Source organism: Ornithinimicrobium sp. F0845 (genome assembly GCF_023015765.1).
Taxonomy (GTDB): domain Bacteria; phylum Actinomycetota; class Actinomycetes; order Actinomycetales; family Dermatophilaceae; genus Ornithinicoccus.
The window spans coordinates 63,113-79,036 of the sequence record NZ_JALKAL010000015.1 but is presented as its reverse complement, the minus strand read 5'-3'; the positions used below and the strand labels follow the sequence as shown (position 1 = coordinate 79,036).

15 protein-coding genes are annotated in these 15,924 nt (G+C 70.6%); 10 read left to right on the top strand and 5 right to left on the bottom strand.

Going from position 1 to position 15,924, the window contains the following annotated elements; translation table 11 throughout:
- Positions 1–12: 12 nt before the first annotated feature.
- A complete protein-coding gene (locus MWU75_RS17325) occupies positions 13–894 on the bottom strand; it encodes a hypothetical protein (protein WP_247093280.1) in 882 nt (293 codons plus the stop codon).
- A 141-nt stretch (positions 895–1,035) separates the two neighbouring features.
- Here MWU75_RS17325 and MWU75_RS17320 point away from each other — a divergent pair, with 141 nt between their 5' ends.
- Genes MWU75_RS17320 through MWU75_RS17305 form a run of 4 tightly spaced genes read left to right on the top strand, consistent with a single transcriptional unit; the run spans position 1,036 to position 4,785 of the window.
- The gene (locus MWU75_RS17320; RefSeq protein WP_247093278.1) at positions 1,036–2,049 is read left to right on the top strand and encodes an ornithine carbamoyltransferase; all 1,014 of its coding nucleotides are present in this window, start codon (positions 1,036–1,038) and stop codon (positions 2,047–2,049) included.
- Positions 2,046–2,552, top strand: coding sequence for a PH domain-containing protein (locus MWU75_RS17315; protein ID WP_247093275.1), 507 nt, complete (start codon positions 2,046–2,048; stop codon positions 2,550–2,552). Before MWU75_RS17320 ends, MWU75_RS17315 begins: the two co-directional genes overlap by 4 nt.
- Positions 2,549–4,465 (top strand): PH domain-containing protein, encoded by a 1,917-nt coding sequence (locus tag MWU75_RS17310; RefSeq protein WP_247093272.1) that lies wholly within the window; start codon positions 2,549–2,551, stop codon positions 4,463–4,465. The genes MWU75_RS17315 and MWU75_RS17310 overlap by 4 nt, the downstream gene beginning before the upstream one ends.
- Positions 4,465–4,785, top strand: a complete 321-nt coding sequence (locus MWU75_RS17305) for a tetratricopeptide repeat protein (RefSeq protein WP_247093270.1) — start codon at positions 4,465–4,467, stop codon at positions 4,783–4,785. The genes MWU75_RS17310 and MWU75_RS17305 overlap by 1 nt, the downstream gene beginning before the upstream one ends.
- Positions 4,786–5,162: 377 nt before the next feature.
- On the opposite strand, the gene MWU75_RS17300 is transcribed toward MWU75_RS17305, so the two are convergent.
- A complete protein-coding gene (locus MWU75_RS17300) occupies positions 5,163–6,740 on the bottom strand; it encodes a phospholipid carrier-dependent glycosyltransferase (RefSeq protein ID WP_247093268.1) in 1,578 nt (525 codons plus the stop codon).
- Positions 6,741–6,839: 99 nt separating this feature from the next.
- Here MWU75_RS17300 and MWU75_RS17295 point away from each other — a divergent pair, with 99 nt between their 5' ends.
- Genes MWU75_RS17295 through rsmI form a run of 4 tightly spaced genes read left to right on the top strand, consistent with a single transcriptional unit; the run spans position 6,840 to position 11,267 of the window.
- A complete protein-coding gene (locus MWU75_RS17295) occupies positions 6,840–7,535 on the top strand; it encodes a succinate dehydrogenase cytochrome b subunit (RefSeq protein WP_247093266.1) in 696 nt (231 codons plus the stop codon).
- 46 nt (positions 7,536–7,581) lie between these two features.
- Complete coding sequence (locus MWU75_RS17290) at positions 7,582–9,552, top strand: fumarate reductase/succinate dehydrogenase flavoprotein subunit (protein WP_247093264.1); 1,971 nt, start codon at positions 7,582–7,584, stop codon at positions 9,550–9,552.
- Positions 9,553–9,607: 55 nt separating this feature from the next.
- Positions 9,608–10,351, top strand: a complete 744-nt coding sequence (locus MWU75_RS17285) for a succinate dehydrogenase/fumarate reductase iron-sulfur subunit (protein WP_247093262.1) — start codon at positions 9,608–9,610, stop codon at positions 10,349–10,351.
- A gap of 49 nt (positions 10,352–10,400) precedes the next feature.
- On the top strand, positions 10,401–11,267 hold the full coding sequence (gene rsmI, locus MWU75_RS17280) for a 16S rRNA (cytidine(1402)-2'-O)-methyltransferase (RefSeq protein ID WP_247093260.1): 867 nt from the start codon (positions 10,401–10,403) through the stop codon (positions 11,265–11,267).
- Between the two features lie 68 nt (positions 11,268–11,335).
- Here rsmI and MWU75_RS17275 read toward each other — a convergent pair whose 3' ends face one another.
- From MWU75_RS17275 to MWU75_RS17265, 3 genes are all read right to left on the bottom strand, one after another.
- Positions 11,336–11,563 carry a hypothetical protein gene (locus MWU75_RS17275; protein ID WP_247093258.1) on the bottom strand — a complete coding sequence of 76 codons (228 nt, stop codon included), beginning with the start codon at positions 11,561–11,563 and terminating at the stop codon, positions 11,336–11,338.
- Between the two features lie 86 nt (positions 11,564–11,649).
- Positions 11,650–11,868 (bottom strand): hypothetical protein, encoded by a 219-nt coding sequence (locus MWU75_RS17270; protein WP_247093256.1) that lies wholly within the window; start codon positions 11,866–11,868, stop codon positions 11,650–11,652.
- A gap of 228 nt (positions 11,869–12,096) precedes the next feature.
- Complete coding sequence (locus MWU75_RS17265) at positions 12,097–12,705, bottom strand: DUF4126 domain-containing protein (protein ID WP_247093254.1); 609 nt, start codon at positions 12,703–12,705, stop codon at positions 12,097–12,099.
- A gap of 230 nt (positions 12,706–12,935) precedes the next feature.
- Between MWU75_RS17265 and metG the strand changes: the two genes are divergently transcribed.
- Both metG and MWU75_RS17255 read left to right on the top strand, forming a co-directional pair.
- Entirely contained in the window at positions 12,936–14,963 is a 2,028-nt protein-coding gene (metG, locus tag MWU75_RS17260) for a methionine--tRNA ligase (RefSeq protein ID WP_247093252.1), read from the top strand.
- Complete coding sequence (locus MWU75_RS17255; RefSeq protein WP_247093250.1) at positions 14,960–15,802, top strand: TatD family hydrolase; 843 nt, start codon at positions 14,960–14,962, stop codon at positions 15,800–15,802. The genes metG and MWU75_RS17255 overlap by 4 nt, the downstream gene beginning before the upstream one ends.
- The last annotated feature ends 122 nt before the right edge of the window (positions 15,803–15,924 follow it).

Sequence of the window (15,924 nt, the reverse complement as noted above, 5' to 3'; positions counted from 1 at the left end):
CCACGCGGGACCTCAGCCCGCCATCTCACCGGCCCAGAGGTGCGCCGTCGCCCAGGCGCGGTGCGGCCGCCACGCCTGCGCCAGGCGCTCCGCCTCCTGTGCGGGTGCGCCACCCAGCGCCCGGCGCACCACCGCGTCGGAGGCAGGGAAGGCGTCGTCGTCGCCGAGGGCGCGCAGCGCCAGATACTCCACCGTCCACGGGCCGACGCCTGGCACGCGCCGGAGCTCGGACCGCGCGAGAGCGGGGTCGGTGGCCGGCCCCAGGGCGAACCCGTCGGCGAACAGCGCGGCGACCGCCCGGACCGTCCGCGCCCGCGCGGTGGTGAGCCCGACAACGACCCGGAGCTCCTCCAGCGGAGCGCGAGCCAGCACGTCGGCGGTGGGGAACGGTCGCAGCCCGTCCACCGCGCCGGGGGAGTATGCCGTGCGCAACCGCTGGCCGAACAGTCGCGCCGAGGCGAGGGTCACCTGCTGGCCGAGCACGGTGTCGATGCTCGCCTCCCACCCCGCCGGGTGCCGCAACGGACGCAGCGCCGGGCGCGCCCCGACCAGCGGACCCAGGAGTGGGTCGCCGACGAACGCGCGGGTGGCCTCCGCCGGGTCGGTGTCCAGGGCGAACCACCAGGCGACCAGCGCGGAGGCCTCAGCGATGAGCTGGCCCGGCGCCTCGATCGTCACGCCCGCCGGGTGCACGTGGAGGGTCACGCCCGTCGGGATGCCGTCGAGCTCCAGCAGGCGCCGGTAGCTCACGCGTTGCTCCGCCCGCCGCGCCACCCCGCCGTCCGCCGACTCGATCCGGATCTCCTCACTGCCCGGCACCGCGTGGTGCGCCAGGGTCGCCGCCAGCGGGGCGAGCTCGAGTCCGCCCACCGCCCTCAGCTCCACCCGTCCCATGGCCCATGCCTACCACCGGCCTCCGACGGCCCCCACGCCACGGATGCGAAGCGAGCTGGTGGGGCGTGCACGGTCGCTGGCCGGAACAGTGCGAGGATTGCGGAGGGACCAGCACACGGGCGACCGGCACAGGAGGACCACATGGCGATGGATCTGCGGGGACGCAGCCTGCTCAGCCTGCTCGAGGAGACACCGGAGGAGATCCGCGGTCTCCTGGACCTCGCGGCCGAGCTCAAGGCCGCGAAGAGAGCCGGTGCCGAGGAGCGACGCCTGGTCGGCAAGAACGTCGCGCTGATCTTCGAGAAGACCTCGACCCGCACCCGCAGCTCCTTCGAGGTGGCCGCGCACGACCAGGGCGCCTCGACCACCTTCCTGGAGCCCGCGTCCACCCAGATCGGCCACAAGGAGTCGATCAGGGACACCGCGCGCGTGCTGGGGCGGATGTTCGACGCCATCCAGTACCGCGGGGCCGAGCAGTCCGTGGTCGAGGAGCTCGCGCAGTATGCCGGGGTGCCGGTCTACAACGGCCTGACCGACGACTGGCACCCGACCCAGATGCTGGCCGACGTGCTCACCATGGTCGAGCACACCGACAAGCCGCTGGACCAGATCGCCTACGCCTACGTCGGGGACGCCCGCAACAACATGGGCAACTCGCTGCTACTCATCGGCGCCAAGCTCGGCATGGACGTGCGGATCGGTGCTCCCCGGGCGCTGCAGCCCGCCGAGGAGCTGGTCGCGCGGTGCCGCGAGATCGCCGAGCAGACCGGTGCGCGGCTCACGCTGACCGAGGACCCGGTCGAGGCGGTGCGCGGCGTCGACTTCGTGCACACCGACATCTGGGTCTCGATGGGCGAGCCCGCAGCGGCCTGGGGTGAGCGGATCGGCATACTGCTGCCGTTCCAGGTCAACAGCGACCTGATGGGGGCCACCGGCAACCCCGCCGCAAAGTTCATGCACTGCCTGCCGGCCTTCCACGACACCGGCACCGACGTCGCCCGCGAGCTCGTCGAGGAGTATCCCCACCTGGCTCCGGGTGCCGAGGTCACCGACGAGGTCTTCGAGTCCGAGGCCAGCATCGTCTTCGACCAGGCGGAGAACCGGATGCACACCATCAAGGCGCTGATGGTCGCGACGATCGCGGGGCCGGCATGAGCACGACGACCGGTGACCCCGCCCTCCGCGACCCGGCCCGCAAGGTGTCCTCGCGTGCCATCGGCTACTGGACCACCACCGCCCTGATCTGGGAGGGGATCCTGGTGGCCGGCCTCTCCGTCGTGTACTTCGTGGTGCTGCCCGAGCGCTGGTGGTGGGCGACCGCGATCCTCGTGCTGGCCGTGGTCGGGGCCATCGTCGAGGTCCTGATCGTGCCGCGGTTCAAGTATGCCGTGCACCGCTGGGAGGTCACCGACTCCGCGATCTACACCCGCTCGGGCTGGTTGAACGTCGAGCAGCGGATCGCCCCCCTGTCCCGGGTGCAGACCGTCGACTCCGAGCAGGGCGCGATCCAGCGCATGTTCCGGCTCGCCTCCATCACGGTGACCACCGCGTCGGCCGCCGGTGCCATCGAGATCAACTGCCTCGACCAGGACGAGGCCCGGCGGGTCGTCGCCGACCTGACCGAGATCACCAGCCGCGACGAGGGCGACGCCACGTGAGCCTGCCCGGCGACCCACGTCCCGAGGGGCCGGCCCACGACCCGCCCGAGGGACCGGCCGACGACGCGCCGACCCCACAGGGACCGGCCCACGACGCGCCGACCCCCCAGGGACCGGCCGACGACGCGCGGACCCCGCAGGGACCGGCCTACGACCTGCCGGCCCCAGCCGGGCCCGCAGCCGCCCCGCCCCCGGAGGGCCCGGCATACGACCTGCCGGCCCCGCAGGTGGTCCGGGACCGCGAGTGGCACCGCCAGTCGCCGAAGATGCTCGTCATCCACCCGTTCCGGGTGCTGTGGTCGATGGCGGTGCCGATCGTCATCGCGTTCATCGGGATCAACCAGTCCGACGGCACCTGGTCGGTCCGGCTGCTACCGGTGCTGGTGATCGGGGCGCTCGCGCTAGGGCTGATCCCGTGGTTCACGACGCACTACCGGTTCACCGAGACCCAGCTGCAGGTCCGCAAGGGCCTGATCAACAAGTCCGAGACGACCGCGCCCCTGGACCGTGTGCGCAGCGTCGACCTGGAGTCGCCGCCGCTGCACCGCGTGCTGGGGCTGGCGCGCGCCAAGATCGGCACCGGCGTCGACGAGTCCCGCGTGGAGCTGGACGGCCTGGCCCAGGACGACGCGGCGCAGCTGCGCGAGTACCTGCTCCTGCGCGGGGCGGGCGGCCGCGCCGGGACCGTCACCGGCGCCGCAGGGCAGTCTCCCGGCAGTATGCCGGGTGCGCCCGGTCTCCCCGCCGGGCCAGGGGGTGAGCAGCCCGCGGGCGAGCAACCCGCCGGCGAGCAACCCGCCGGGGGGCGGTTCGACCCCGGCCAGCCCGGCTCCGCGGGCCTCGCCCAGGAGGAGGTGCTCGCCGAGATCGACTGGTCCTGGCTGCGGTTCGCGCCGTTCAGCCTCTCCAGCCTGGTCATCGTGGCGACCGCACTGGGTGTGCTCTTTCAGTTCGGTGACGACTTCGGCATCCTCAGCCAGGACCGGGTGGAGGGCACCTACGAGTGGCTCCTGGCCCAGGCGATCCTCGCGCTCGTCCTCGGTGGCCTGCTGGTGCTCCTGGTCGGGTGGCTGCTCGTGTCGACCGCCAACTACGTCCTGCAGTGGTGGAACCTGCGGCTCGTGCGCGAGCCGGGAGGCACCATCCGGCTGACGCGCGGCCTGCTGACCACCACCTCCACCACGGTGGAGGAGGCCCGGATCCGCGGCGTCCAGCTCACCGAGCCGCTACTGCTAAGGGCGGTCGGCGGTGGCGAGCTGACCTCGCTGGCGACGGGCGTCGGGTCCGGTGGCACGACCAAGCTGCTGCCGCCGTGCCCGCGGCGGGTGGCCGAGTCGGTCGGGCACAGCGTGCTGGGCACGGGGGAGCGGCTGCTGGACCCGACGGGCGACACCCCGCACGACCCCGGCACCGGGGGTGACGACCGTCTCGACGGGCCGCTGACCGTGTCCGTGCGCAGCCACGGCCCGGCTGCCCACCGGCGGCTCCTGGTGCAGAGCCTGTGGCCCACCCTGTTCCTCACCGCGGGCGTCGCGGGGCTGACCTGGTGGCTGTCCTGGGACTGGTGGATCGTGGCCGCCGTGGCGGTGGGTGCCGGACTGGTCAACCTCGGTCTGGCCCAGCTCGCCTACCGCAACCTGGGGCACCAGCTGACCTCGGAGCACATCGTGAGCCGGTCCGGGGCGCTCCAGCGGCAGCGGGTCGTGCTCGAACGCGCAGGGGTCATCGGCTGGGTGGTGCGGCAGTCCTTCTTCCAGCGCCGCCGTGGCCTGGCGGACCTGCTGGCCACCACGGCCGCCGGGCCGGAGGTCGTGACCGTGTCCGACATCCCGCTGCCGTGGGCGCTTGCGCTCGCACGCCAGGTCAACCCGACGGTGGTCGACCAGTTCCGGTCGGCCGGAGAGGAGCCATGATGGCTGAGGATCTGACCCGCACCTATGACCGGGCGACCTTCCTGTTCGAGAACAAGGAGTTCGTCAAGGCCGCCGAGCTGTTCGGCCAGCTCGTCGAGGCGGAGCCGGACCATCTGGAGGCGCGGATGTGGCTGGCCCGCTCCTACTACCACTCGGCGCAGCTCCGCCGCGCCGAGGAGACCCTGACGGCTGTCGTCGGCCGCTGGCCGAGCGAGGCCTACGCCCACCTGCTGCTCGCACGCACGCTCCAACGCGCGGGCCGCGCCGAGGAGGGCCGCCAGCACCTGAAGATCGCCGAGGCGATGGGCCTGACGGAGTAGGCGTCGGCCGTGCGGGTGGGCCCGGTCCGCGGCCCGCCCAGTCCACCGACTTGTGACGGGCTCCAGCGGCCAACCGTCAAAGTCGGCACAGGCGCTGCCGGTGCTGGCCGTCGCCTGGACTCGGCGGGGTCGATGACGGGTGGTGGTCACCGAGACCATTAGCCAGCTCCCGTGCTTGAGGCGGGGACGAGGCAGGTGCACGTCTTCTACCCACTCTGATTCGAGACCCTGGGTAGAAGGCGGGCACGTGCCGGGCCGCCGCCGAGCAACCGCGTCCCGGACGATCGTGCCCGGACGAGCGTGCCGGCCGCCGCCGAGCACCGCGTCCCGGACGAGCGTTCCGGCGCGCGCCGGGGTGGGGCCTGCTGGTTCCGCACTCAGTTCCAGAAGTCGAACCAGAGGCGCAGCCGCCACTCCTCCCGCGGGATGGTCACGGCGGTGTGCACGGGGAAGAACCAGATGAACAGCGCCACTGCGGCGGTGACATAGAGGATCACGATCGCGGCCCCCCAACGCCGTCGCACGAGCGGGTCCTCGGCGCGGCCGTAGACCAGGGCGAGGCAGTAGGTCACGATCAGCACCAGCCACGGGACGAACGCCACGGCGTAGAAGCTGTAGATGGTGCGCGACTGGTACATGAACCACGGCAGCCAGCCGGCGACCACGCCGGACAGGGCCGCGCCCGCGCGCCAGTCCCGGCCGATGAGCCACATGAACGCCACGACCAGCAGCCCGGCCGTGGCGCCCCACCAGACGAACAGATTGCCCAGCGAGGCGATGTAGGTGACGCAGTCGTTGACCTCGCAGCCGCCCTCGCCGAGTTTCGGCCAGCGGGCGTAGAACAGCGTCGGTCGGCCCTGCACGATCCAGGACCACGGGTTGGAGGACCAGGCGTGCTCGTTGGCCAGGCCGACGTGGAAGCTCATCATCTCCTGGTGGTAGGCCCAGAGGGAGCGCAGCGGGTCCGGCACCAGCGACCCCAGCCCGACCGCCGGGTTCTCCGTCGCCCACTGCCGCTTGTAGCCGTGGTCGGTGAGGAGCCAGCCGGCCCAGCTGCCCACATAGGTCACCAGCGCCACCGGCACCATCTGCAGGAAGGCCGGTATGCCGTCGCGCACCAGGGAGCCGAGGAACCACTGCTGGGCGCCGGCCGCGCGGCGCGCCCCCATGTCCCACCAGACGGTCATCAGCCCGAAGACGGCCAGGAAGAACAGGCCCGACCACTTGGTGCCGATGCACAGCCCCAGGCTGACCCCCGCCGCCACCCGCCACCAGCGGATGCCGAGGCCCGGGCCCCACGACATACTCCCCGGTGTCGGGGCCAGGGCGCTGACCCGCGCCGCGAGACGGCGCCGGCCGTCGTCCCGGTCGACGAGGAGCAGGCAGAAGGCGGCCAGCGCCCAGAACATCACGAAGATGTCCAGCAGGCCGGTGCGGGAGTGGACGAAGTGGTGCCCGTCGACGGCGAGGAGGGTCGCGGCGGCGGTGGCCAGCAGCGGGTTGTGGAACATGCGCCACGCCGCGCGGCCGAGCATCAGGATCGACAGGGTGCCGACGACGGCGGCGGCGACCCGCCAGCTGAACGCGTTCTCGACGCCGAACAGCCACTGGCCGATGCCGATCATCCACTTGCCGACGGGCGGGTGCACCACCATGTCCGGGGTGGTCCCGAAGACGTCCGGGTTGCCGGCGTTGAACAGGACGTCCGGCTCCTCCAGACCCTCCCTGATGTCCATCTCGACGCCGAACCTGATCAGCGACCAGCCCTGCTTGACGTAGTAGGTCTCGTCGAAGACCAGCGTGCTGGGGTGACCGAGGTTGACGAACCGGATGAGACCACCGAGGACCATAACGATGAGCGGCCCCCACCAGCCCCAGGCCGCGGCGCGCGCACCGGGCGCCGGGCCGAGCAGGCGTGCGCGCAGGCTGGCCACGCCCCCGGTCGGTTCCGTCACGGCGTCATAGTAGGCGGGGAAGGTGTGAGGACTGCCGTCCGCGGGCGTGCGCGCCAGGTATCCGACGGCGGCGTGCGGCCGAGTAGTACAGTCCTGACCGTGGCCACCTCAACAATCGCCGGGAGACAGCGCCCCAAGACCGGGAGCATCCTGCTCAAGACGGTGATGGCCGTCACGGGGCTGATCTTCGTCGGGTTCATCCTCGCGCACATGTACGGCAACCTGATGATCTTCGCTGGTCGGGAGGCGTTCAACGAGTACGCCCACCACCTGCGCGAGCTCGGCTCCCCGATGCTGCCCGAGGGCGGCTTCCTGTGGATCATGCGGATCACCCTGCTCGTCAGCCTGGTGCTGCACGCCGCCTCGGCGTTCGCGCTCTGGGCCCGTGCCGGCAAGGCCCGGACGGTCCGCTACGTCCAGCGCAAGGGACAGTGGGCCACGTTCGTCAAGCGGTCGATGCGCTGGGGCGGTGCCGCGCTGCTCATCTTCGTGGTCTTCCACATCCTGCACTTCACGACCAACACCATCCAGATCGGCGGCAACTACGACAACCCCGCCGACCGGCTGCTCAACAGCTTCGGCGTGTGGTGGGCCGTCCTGATCTACCTGTTCGCGGTCGCGTGCCTCGGGATGCACCTGCTGCACGGCATCTGGTCGGCCGGCATGACGCTCGGCCTGAACACCAGCCTGGACGCCGCGGAGCGGCTGCGCCTGACCGCGATCCTCGTCGCGGTGGTCGTGGTCGTCGGCTTCGCCCTACCCCCACTGGCCATCTTCCTCGGACTGATCCCATGACCGCACACCGCTTGACCGACGGGCGCACCAGGACGGAGCACACACGATGACCGCACCTCTCATCGAGGGCCTCTACCGCGAGGGCGACCCGATCGCTGACACCGCGGCTCCCGACGGGCCGATCGCCGAGAAGTGGACCAAGCACCAGTTCGACAACCAGCTCGTCAACCCCGCCAACCGGCGCAAGCTGGATGTGATCATCGTCGGCACCGGCCTGGCCGGCGCCTCCGCGGGCGCGACGCTGGGCGAGGCGGGCTACAACGTCAAGTCCTTCTGCTACCAGGACAGCCCCCGCCGGGCGCACTCCATCGCCGCGCAGGGCGGCATCAACGCGGCCAAGAACTACAAGGGCGACGGCGACTCGATCTACCGGCTCTTCTACGACACGGTCAAGGGCGGCGACTACCGCTCCCGCGAGGACAACACCTACCGGTTGGCCGAGGTCAGCGCGGACATCATCGACCAGTGCGTGGCGCAGGGAGTGCCTTTCGCCCGCGAGTACGGCGGCCTGCTGGACAACCGCTCCTTCGGTGGGGTGCAGGTGTCCCGCACCTTCTACGCCCGCGGGCAGACGGGCCAGCAGCTGCTGATCGGTGCCTACCAGGCGCTGGAGCGCCAGATCGCCGCCGGCTCGGTCAAGATGTACTCCCGCCACGAGATGCTCGAGCTGATCGTGGTCGACGGCAAGGCGCGGGGGATCATCGCCCGGGACATGGTCAGCGGTGAGATCGAGACGCACCTGGCCGACGCCGTCGTGCTCGCCTCCGGCGGCTACGGCAACGTCTACTTCCTGTCCACCAACGCGATGGGCTGCAACGTCACCGCGTCGTGGCGCGCACACCGCAAGGGCGCCTACTTCGCGAACCCCTGCTACACGCAGATCCACCCGACGTGCATCCCGGTCTCCGGAGAGCACCAGTCCAAGCTCACGCTGATGTCGGAGTCGCTGCGCAACGACGGGCGGATCTGGGTGCCCAAGCGTCGCGAGGACTGTGAGAAGGACCCGCGGGACATCCCCGAGGAGGACCGCGACTACTACCTGGAGCGTCTCTACCCCTCGTTCGGCAACCTGGTGCCGCGCGACATCGCCTCCCGCCAGGCCAAGAACATGTGCGACGAGGGGCGCGGTGTCGGCCCGAAGGTCGGGGACTTCCGGCGCGGCGTCTACCTGGACTTCAAGGAGGCCATCGGCCGCCTGGGCGAGGACGCGGTCCGCGCCAAGTACGGCAACCTCTTCGACATGTACAAGCAGATCACCGGTGAGGACCCCTACCAGGTGCCGATGCGCATCTACCCGGCGGTCCACTACACGATGGGCGGGCTCTGGGTCGACTACGACCTGCAGGCCACCATCCCGGGGCTGTTCGTCGCCGGCGAGGCCAACTTCTCCGACCACGGCGCCAACCGGCTCGGTGCCTCGGCGCTGATGCAGGGCCTGGCCGACGGCTACTTCGTGCTGCCGAACACGATCCGCAACTACCTCGCGGACGGTCCCTACGAAGCGATCGACGCCAAGCACCCCGCCGTCATCGAGGCGCAGGACTCGGTCGAGAACCGGATCCAGACCCTGCTGGGCATCAACGGCGACCGCAGCGTGGACTCCTTCCACAAGGAGCTCGGCCACATCATGTGGGAGTACTGCGGCATGGAGCGCACCGACGAGGGGCTGCGCAAGGCGATCGACCTGATCCGGTCGCTGCGCGATGAGTTCTGGCGCAACGTGCGGGTGCTCGGTGCGGCCGACACCCTCAACCAGTCGCTGGAGAAGGCCGGGCGGGTCGCCGACTTCCTCGAGCTCGGTGAGCTGATGTGCATCGACGCGCTGCACCGCCGCGAGTCCTGCGGCGGCCACTTCCGCGCGGAGAGCCAGACCGAGGACGGCGAGGCGCTGCGGCACGACGACGAGTTCCTCTACGTCGGCGCGTGGGAGTGGGGCGGCGAGGACGGCAACCCGGTCCTGCACAAGGAAGCCCTCGAGTACGAGTTCATCGAGCTGAAGCAACGGAGCTACAAGTGAAGTACCCACACAGTTCTACGTCCGTTCCTCACGCCGAGACCCTGCGGGGGCCCCGATGAAACTCACCCTGAAGATCTGGCGGCAGTCCGGCCCGGAGGACAGGGGCGGCGTGGTCACCTACCCCATCGACGGCGTGTCCGAGGACATGTCCTTCCTGGAGATGCTCGACGTGCTCAACGAGGGCCTGATCGCCGAGGGCGAGGAGCCGGTGGCCTTCGACAGCGACTGTCGCGAGGGTATCTGCGGCATGTGCGGCGTGATGATCAACGGCGAGGCGCACGGCCCGGAGCGGACCACCACCTGCCAGCTGCACATGCGCAGCTTCCGTGACGGCGACGAGATCGTGATCGAGCCCTGGCGCGCGGACGCCTTCCCGGTCATCAAGGACCTCTGCGTCGACCGCGGTGCCTTCGACCGGATCATCCAGGCCGGCGGCTACATCTCGGCCAACACCGGGTCGGCGCCCGACGCGCACGCGACCCCGGTGCCCAAGGAGAACGCCGACCGGGCCTTCATGGCCGCCGAGTGCATCGGCTGCGGCGCCTGCGTGGCGGCCTGCCCCAACGCCTCCGGCATGCTCTTCATGGGCAGCAAGATCACCCACCTCGGCGAGTTCCCGCAGGGCCAGCCGGAGCGTGACGCGCGCGTCATGTCGATGACCGCCCAGCACGACCTTGAGGGCTTCGGCGGCTGCACCAACCTGGGCGAGTGCTCGCGAGCCTGCCCGAAGGGCATCCCGCTCAACGTCATCTCCCAGATGAACGGCGACCTGCTCCGCGCGCAGCGGCACCAGGCCTGACCAAGCTTGGGGAGATTCCCTACGCTCGCCACGCACTCTTGGGGAGATTTTGTCCGCTCACCGCGCAGCGCTCGTGCTGGCCGCCACGCCGATCGGCGACTCCCGCGACGCCTCACCGCGGCTCCGGGACGAGCTGGCTGGCGCTGACGTCATCGCCGCCGAGGACACCCGTCGGCTGCGGCGGCTCACCGAGCGCCTCGGGGTGACGGTGTCCGGCGAGGTGATCAGCTATCACGAGCACAACGAGGCCTCGCGGACCCCGGAACTGGTCGCTCGGATCGCCGCCGGTGAGCGGGTCCTGCTGGTCACCGACGCCGGGATGCCGTCGGTCTCCGACCCCGGCTACCGGTTGGTGGGCGCGTGCGTCGCGGCGGACCTGCCGGTCACCTGCGTCCCTGGTCCGTCGGCCGTCCTGATGGCCCTGGCCGTGAGCGGCCTGCCCGTCGACCGGTTCTGTTTCGAGGGGTTCCTGCCGCGCAAGACCGGTGAGCGGGAGCGGGCGCTCGCACAGCTGGTGGCCGAGCCACGGACGATGGTCTTCTTCGAGGCGCCGCACCGGCTGGCCGCGACGCTGACGTCGATGGCTGCGGTGCTGGGGGAGGACCGTCCTGCGGCAGTATGCCGGGAGCTCACCAAGACCTACGAGGAGGTCCGCCGCGGTGGGCTGGCCGAGCTCGCGGACTGGGCCGCGGACGGTGTCAGGGGGGAGATCACCGTGGTCGTCTCGGGCAGCGATCCCGCGGCCGGTCCGAGGCTGGAGGTGGCCGACGTGCTTCCCGAGATCCTGGAGCGCAGCGCCGCCGGCGAGCGGCTCAAGGACGTCTGCCGCGACGTGGCGCCCCGGACCGGTGTCTCGGCCAAGGCACTCTATGAGGCGGCGATCACGGCGCGCCACGAGGTCAGCGGCGGGCGGTGACCTGAGGCCGGGGACCAGGTCAGGGTCCCCGGCCTCTTCTCGTGCAGCATCCCGGTAAGGCGGCGCGTTCAGTGCGGGTGCGGACGCGGGATGTGGAGGTGCTCGATCAGGCTGCGGAGCAGGTGGTGTTCGCGCGGGGTTGCCGTCCGCCGGGGGGCTCCCCCGCGTGGGGGTGCCGTCTGCGGGAGGTGGGAGCCGCGGCCGTGAGCGTCGTGCTCCTGGCGCAGCCTCAGCTGCAGGTCACGCTCACGTTCGTGAGCGATGCTCTGCGCCACGAGTAGGTCCAGTGGGGACATGGGATGCCTCCTTTCGTGTCCTGATGGTGCGAAGACTGTGGGCGTTGCTGCGGGGGTTGTGGGGTGGGGCCACCCGTAACTCCGGTTCACTCGAACCGGTGGACCTTGTCGGGGTCCGAGACGAAGCCGCCCCTGGCGGGCGTGGGCGACGGGGAGCCGTCGTCTGATCCTGCGGACTGCTGGCTGACCGGCACCTGGTTGTCATCGCCCGGGGTGGGAGACTTGTCGCCCTCGGCCCCGCACGCTCCGAGAGCGAGCGTGCCGGCGAGCAGAGCGACCACGACGGTCGTGGTTGAGGTTTTCATCGCACGGGTCCTCTCCGTGTGCGTGGGCCCACGGCGTGAGCCCTGTCCGAACACGGTGCGACCGCGGGGTATCAGTGCGGTGCCCCGGCGGTATCGGCTCGGTATCGACGCACGCGAGAGAGGACCCGGCCACGGCGACGGCGATGATCGTGCGAGAGACGACAGCGGGAGAGGACATGCCGCAGCGCTGGGACCGCTGGGACAGGGAGGATGAAGCCCGCGAACGGCTCAGCCGTAGTAGGCCGTGACCGCCTGTTCCCGCTCGCGGGTGCGCTTGCGCGCCTTGCGCCACAGGACGATGCCGCCCCAGGCCATGAGGATCAGCAGGACGAAGACCAGGATCGGGAAGAAGATCGCCACGACGCTCAGCCCGACCGAGGCGGTGTCCTCCGCGGTGGAGACCAGGGGTGCGCCGACGCCCAGCGTGGTGGCGTTGACCACGGGGCGGGTGACGGCCTTGCCGGTGTGGACCAGGCCCGCGGTGACGATGCCGAGCACGACACCGATCCACGGGTTGTCGGCCAAGAAGGACGAGCCCTGCTCGAAGTCCTCGGCGGCCTGTGTGGCGGCGAAGATCAGACCACCGGAGGCAGGCCGGATGAACGTGCCGACAGCGTCATTGATGTGGTCGACCACAGGGATCTTGTCGAACACGACCTCACCGACGAGCAGGACGGCGGCCCCGCCGATGGCCCAGTTGGACTCGATCCAGGCGAACTGCTCGGGCAGCGTGATGTAGTCGGTGAACCGGGCCATCAGGGCCACGATCAGGAACGGGATGTAGGCGTTCAGGCCCGCCGCAGCGGAAAGTCCAGCGCCAGTGAGTGCAGCGAGCATGTGTAGCCTCGCCCCCTTCGGTGTACGGCGGTCCCCGGCCGGGTTCCGTCGGAATAGTCAACCATGCGGCGTTCTGACGTGTTCCCACGTCCACAGGTTCCGTGACGGACACGTGATCTGCGCCACCGCCGGTGCAACAGGTGGAACCGTCCGCACACTGTCAGGGTGGGCCCGCACGGAGGCCGCCTCCGTGCGGGCCTGCCAGTGCCGGGCAACTAGACTCGCCAGCCATGACCCACGTCCTGTCCTCCGTCGCCTGGCCGTACGCCAACGGCCCGCGCCATATCGGCCACGTCGCCGGTTTCGGCGTGCCCTCCGACGTCTTCAGCCGCTATATGCGGATGGCCGGGCACGACGTCCTCATGGTGTCGGGATCCGACGAGCACGGGACGCCGATCCTCGTGCAGGCCGACAAGGCCGGGATGAGCGCGCAGGAGTTCATCGACGTCAACCACGCGGCGATCACCGAGGACCTGACGGCGCTCGGCGTCTCCTACGACCTCTACACCCGCACCACGACGGCGAACCACGACCAGGTCGTCCAGGCGATGTTCCTGGCCTGCCACGCCAACGGCTACATGGTCGAGCAGACCCAGCAGGTCGCGATCAGCCCCTCGACGGGACGCACCCTGCCGGACCGCTACATCGAGGGCACCTGCCCGATCTGCAAGTATGCCGAGGCGCGGGGCGACCAGTGCGACAACTGCGGCAACCAGCTGGACCCGGCCGACCTGATCGACCCGCACAGCAAGATCAACGGCGAGACCCCGGAGTTCACCGACACCCAGCACTTCTTCCTCGACCTCCCCGCCCTGGCCGAGGCGCTGGGTCAGTGGCTGGACGGGCGCGAGGCCAGCGGCCTGTGGCGCCCCAACGTCATCAAGTTCTCCCAGAACATCCTCGAGGAGATCCGGCCCCGGGCCATGACCCGAGACATTGACTGGGGCATCACGATCCCGCTCCCGGGCTGGGAGGACAACCCCACCAAGAAGCTCTATGTCTGGTTCGACGCGGTCATCGGCTACCTCTCGGCCTCGGTCGAGTGGTCGCGACGGCTCGGCGAGCCCGAGCGGTGGCGCGACTGGTGGAACGATCCGGAGGCGCTGTCCTACTACTTCATGGGCAAGGACAACATCACCTTCCACTCCCAGATCTGGCCGGCCGAGATGCTGGCCCACAACGGCGAGGGTTCGCTCGGCGGTGAGCGGGGGCCGTTCGGCCGGCTCAACCTGCCCACCGAGGTGGTCTCCAGCGAGTTCCTCACCATGGAGGGCCGCCAGTTCTCGACCTCCCGCAGCGTGGTCATCTACGTCCGCGACGTGCTGGCCCGTTACCAGCCCGACGCCCTGCGCTACTTCCTGTCGGCGGCGGCTCCCGAGACGGCCGACTCCGACTTCTCCTGGCCAGGGTTCCTCGAGCGCACCAACAACGAGCTGGTCGCCGGCTGGGGCAACCTGGTCAACCGGACCGCCGCGATGATCGCCAAGAACTTTGGCGAGATCCCGGCGGCCGGCGAGCTCGAGGACGTGGACCGCGCGCTGCTGCGGCAGATCTCCGACGGTTTCGGCAGCGTCGGTGGGCTGATCGGCACCCACCGGCAGAAGGCCGGGCTCGCCGAGGCCATGCGGCTCGTCGGCGAGGCCAACGCCTACGTCTCCACCACCGAGCCGTTCAAGCTCAAGGGTGAGGACCAGCGCGACCGGCTCGGGACCGTCCTGCACGTGCTGGCCCAGGCCGTGGTGGACCTCAACACGATCCTGTCGCCCTACCTGCCGCACTCCTCGACCGCCGTGCACCAGATCTTCGGCGGGCAGGGCGTCTTCCAGCCGATGCCGGAGGTGCGACGGGTGTCTGACCTGGACGACCCGTCCCGCCCGGACTACCCGATCATCACCGGCGACTACGCGGACGCGCCGCACTGGGAACACCGCCCGGTCCGGGTGGGTGCGCCGGTGGCCAAGCCCACGCCGATCTTCACCAAGCTCGACACCTCGATCATCGACGAGGAGCGGCGGCGCCTCGGGCTGGTGGACGACGAGGGCCACGAGATCCCCGACGACGACACCGGCGACGACCCCACAGCCGGGGACGGCGACGACCCCACAGCCGGGGACGGCGACGACAGCACACGCGGGGTCGGCGACGACAGCACACCCGTGGACGGCGACGACAGCACACCCGTGGACGGCGACGACAGCACACACGGGGACAGCGACGATCCGGATGACCCGGGCACCGGCGCCGACCACGCGTCATGACCGACTCCCGCCACGCGGAGCTCCCCCCGGAGCCCGAGCCGCTGCCGATCCCGGTGGTGGACAACCACTGCCACCTGGACATCGGCCGGGACGGCCCGGCTGCCGAGGTCGCCGACCAGGTCTCGGCCGCCACGAGGGTGGGCGTCAACAGACTGGTGCAGATCGGGTGTGACCGCGAGAGCGCCCGCTGGACTGTCGGCATACTCGATGATCACCCCGCCCTCCTGGGAGGGGTGGCGATCCATCCCAACGAGGCACCCAGGCACGCCGCGGCGGGGGAGCTCGAGGAGGCGCTCACCGAGATCGAGCAGCTTGCTGCCCACGCTCGCGTCAGGGTCATCGGGGAGAGCGGCCTGGACTACTACCGCACCGGCCCGGACGGGGTCGGGGCCCAGCACGAGTCGTTCCGGGCGCACATCGAGATCGCCAAACGGACCGGCCTGGCGCTGCAGATCCACGACCGCGACGCGCATGAGGACGTGCTGCGGATCCTGGCCGAGGAGGGCCCTCCCGAGCGGGTCGTCCTGCACTGCTTCTCCGGCGACATGGAGATGGCCCGCGAGTGCGTGCGACGCGGCTACTACCTGTCCTTCGCCGGCACCGTGACCTTCAAGAACGCCCGCGACCTGCGCAACGCGCTCGCCGTGACCCCGCTGGAGCACCTGCTGGTGGAGACCGACGCGCCCTACCTCACGCCCAGCCCGCACCGGGGGCAGACCAACGCGCCCTACCTGGTGCCGCACACCGTGCGCGCGATGGCGGCCACCCTGAACGTCGCCGTGCCCACCCTGTGCGAGGCGCTGTCGGCGAACTCCGAGGCGGTCTACGGCCCCTGGTGAGCAAGCCGTGGCGCCGGTCCTCCCCTGCGCCGCTTGTGTCCTGCACCTACAGGGTCAGAACCCTGCAGATGCAGGACACAACGCGGTGTCGCAGGCGGGGCCAACGTGTCGCGGGCGGGGAA

What these genes read in the sequence shown, in the direction of transcription:
- MWU75_RS17285 (WP_247093262.1), top strand. Translation starts at nt 9,608, where the DNA reads ATGAAACTCACCCTGAAGATCTGGCGGCAGTCCGGCCCGGAGGACAGG.
- MWU75_RS17315 (WP_247093275.1), top strand. Translation starts at nt 2,046, where the DNA reads ATGAGCACGACGACCGGTGACCCCGCCCTCCGCGACCCGGCCCGCAAG.
- MWU75_RS17275 (WP_247093258.1), bottom strand. Translation starts at nt 11,563, where the DNA reads ATGTCCCCACTGGACCTACTCGTGGCGCAGAGCATCGCTCACGAACGT.
- MWU75_RS17265 (WP_247093254.1), bottom strand. Translation starts at nt 12,705, where the DNA reads ATGCTCGCTGCACTCACTGGCGCTGGACTTTCCGCTGCGGCGGGCCTG.
- MWU75_RS17255 (WP_247093250.1), top strand. Translation starts at nt 14,960, where the DNA reads ATGACCGACTCCCGCCACGCGGAGCTCCCCCCGGAGCCCGAGCCGCTG.
- metG (WP_247093252.1), top strand. Translation starts at nt 12,936, where the DNA reads ATGACCCACGTCCTGTCCTCCGTCGCCTGGCCGTACGCCAACGGCCCG.
- MWU75_RS17305 (WP_247093270.1), top strand. Translation starts at nt 4,465, where the DNA reads ATGGCTGAGGATCTGACCCGCACCTATGACCGGGCGACCTTCCTGTTC.
- MWU75_RS17270 (WP_247093256.1), bottom strand. Translation starts at nt 11,868, where the DNA reads ATGAAAACCTCAACCACGACCGTCGTGGTCGCTCTGCTCGCCGGCACG.
- MWU75_RS17320 (WP_247093278.1), top strand. Translation starts at nt 1,036, where the DNA reads ATGGCGATGGATCTGCGGGGACGCAGCCTGCTCAGCCTGCTCGAGGAG.
- MWU75_RS17290 (WP_247093264.1), top strand. Translation starts at nt 7,582, where the DNA reads ATGACCGCACCTCTCATCGAGGGCCTCTACCGCGAGGGCGACCCGATC.
- MWU75_RS17325 (WP_247093280.1), bottom strand. Translation starts at nt 894, where the DNA reads ATGGGACGGGTGGAGCTGAGGGCGGTGGGCGGACTCGAGCTCGCCCCG.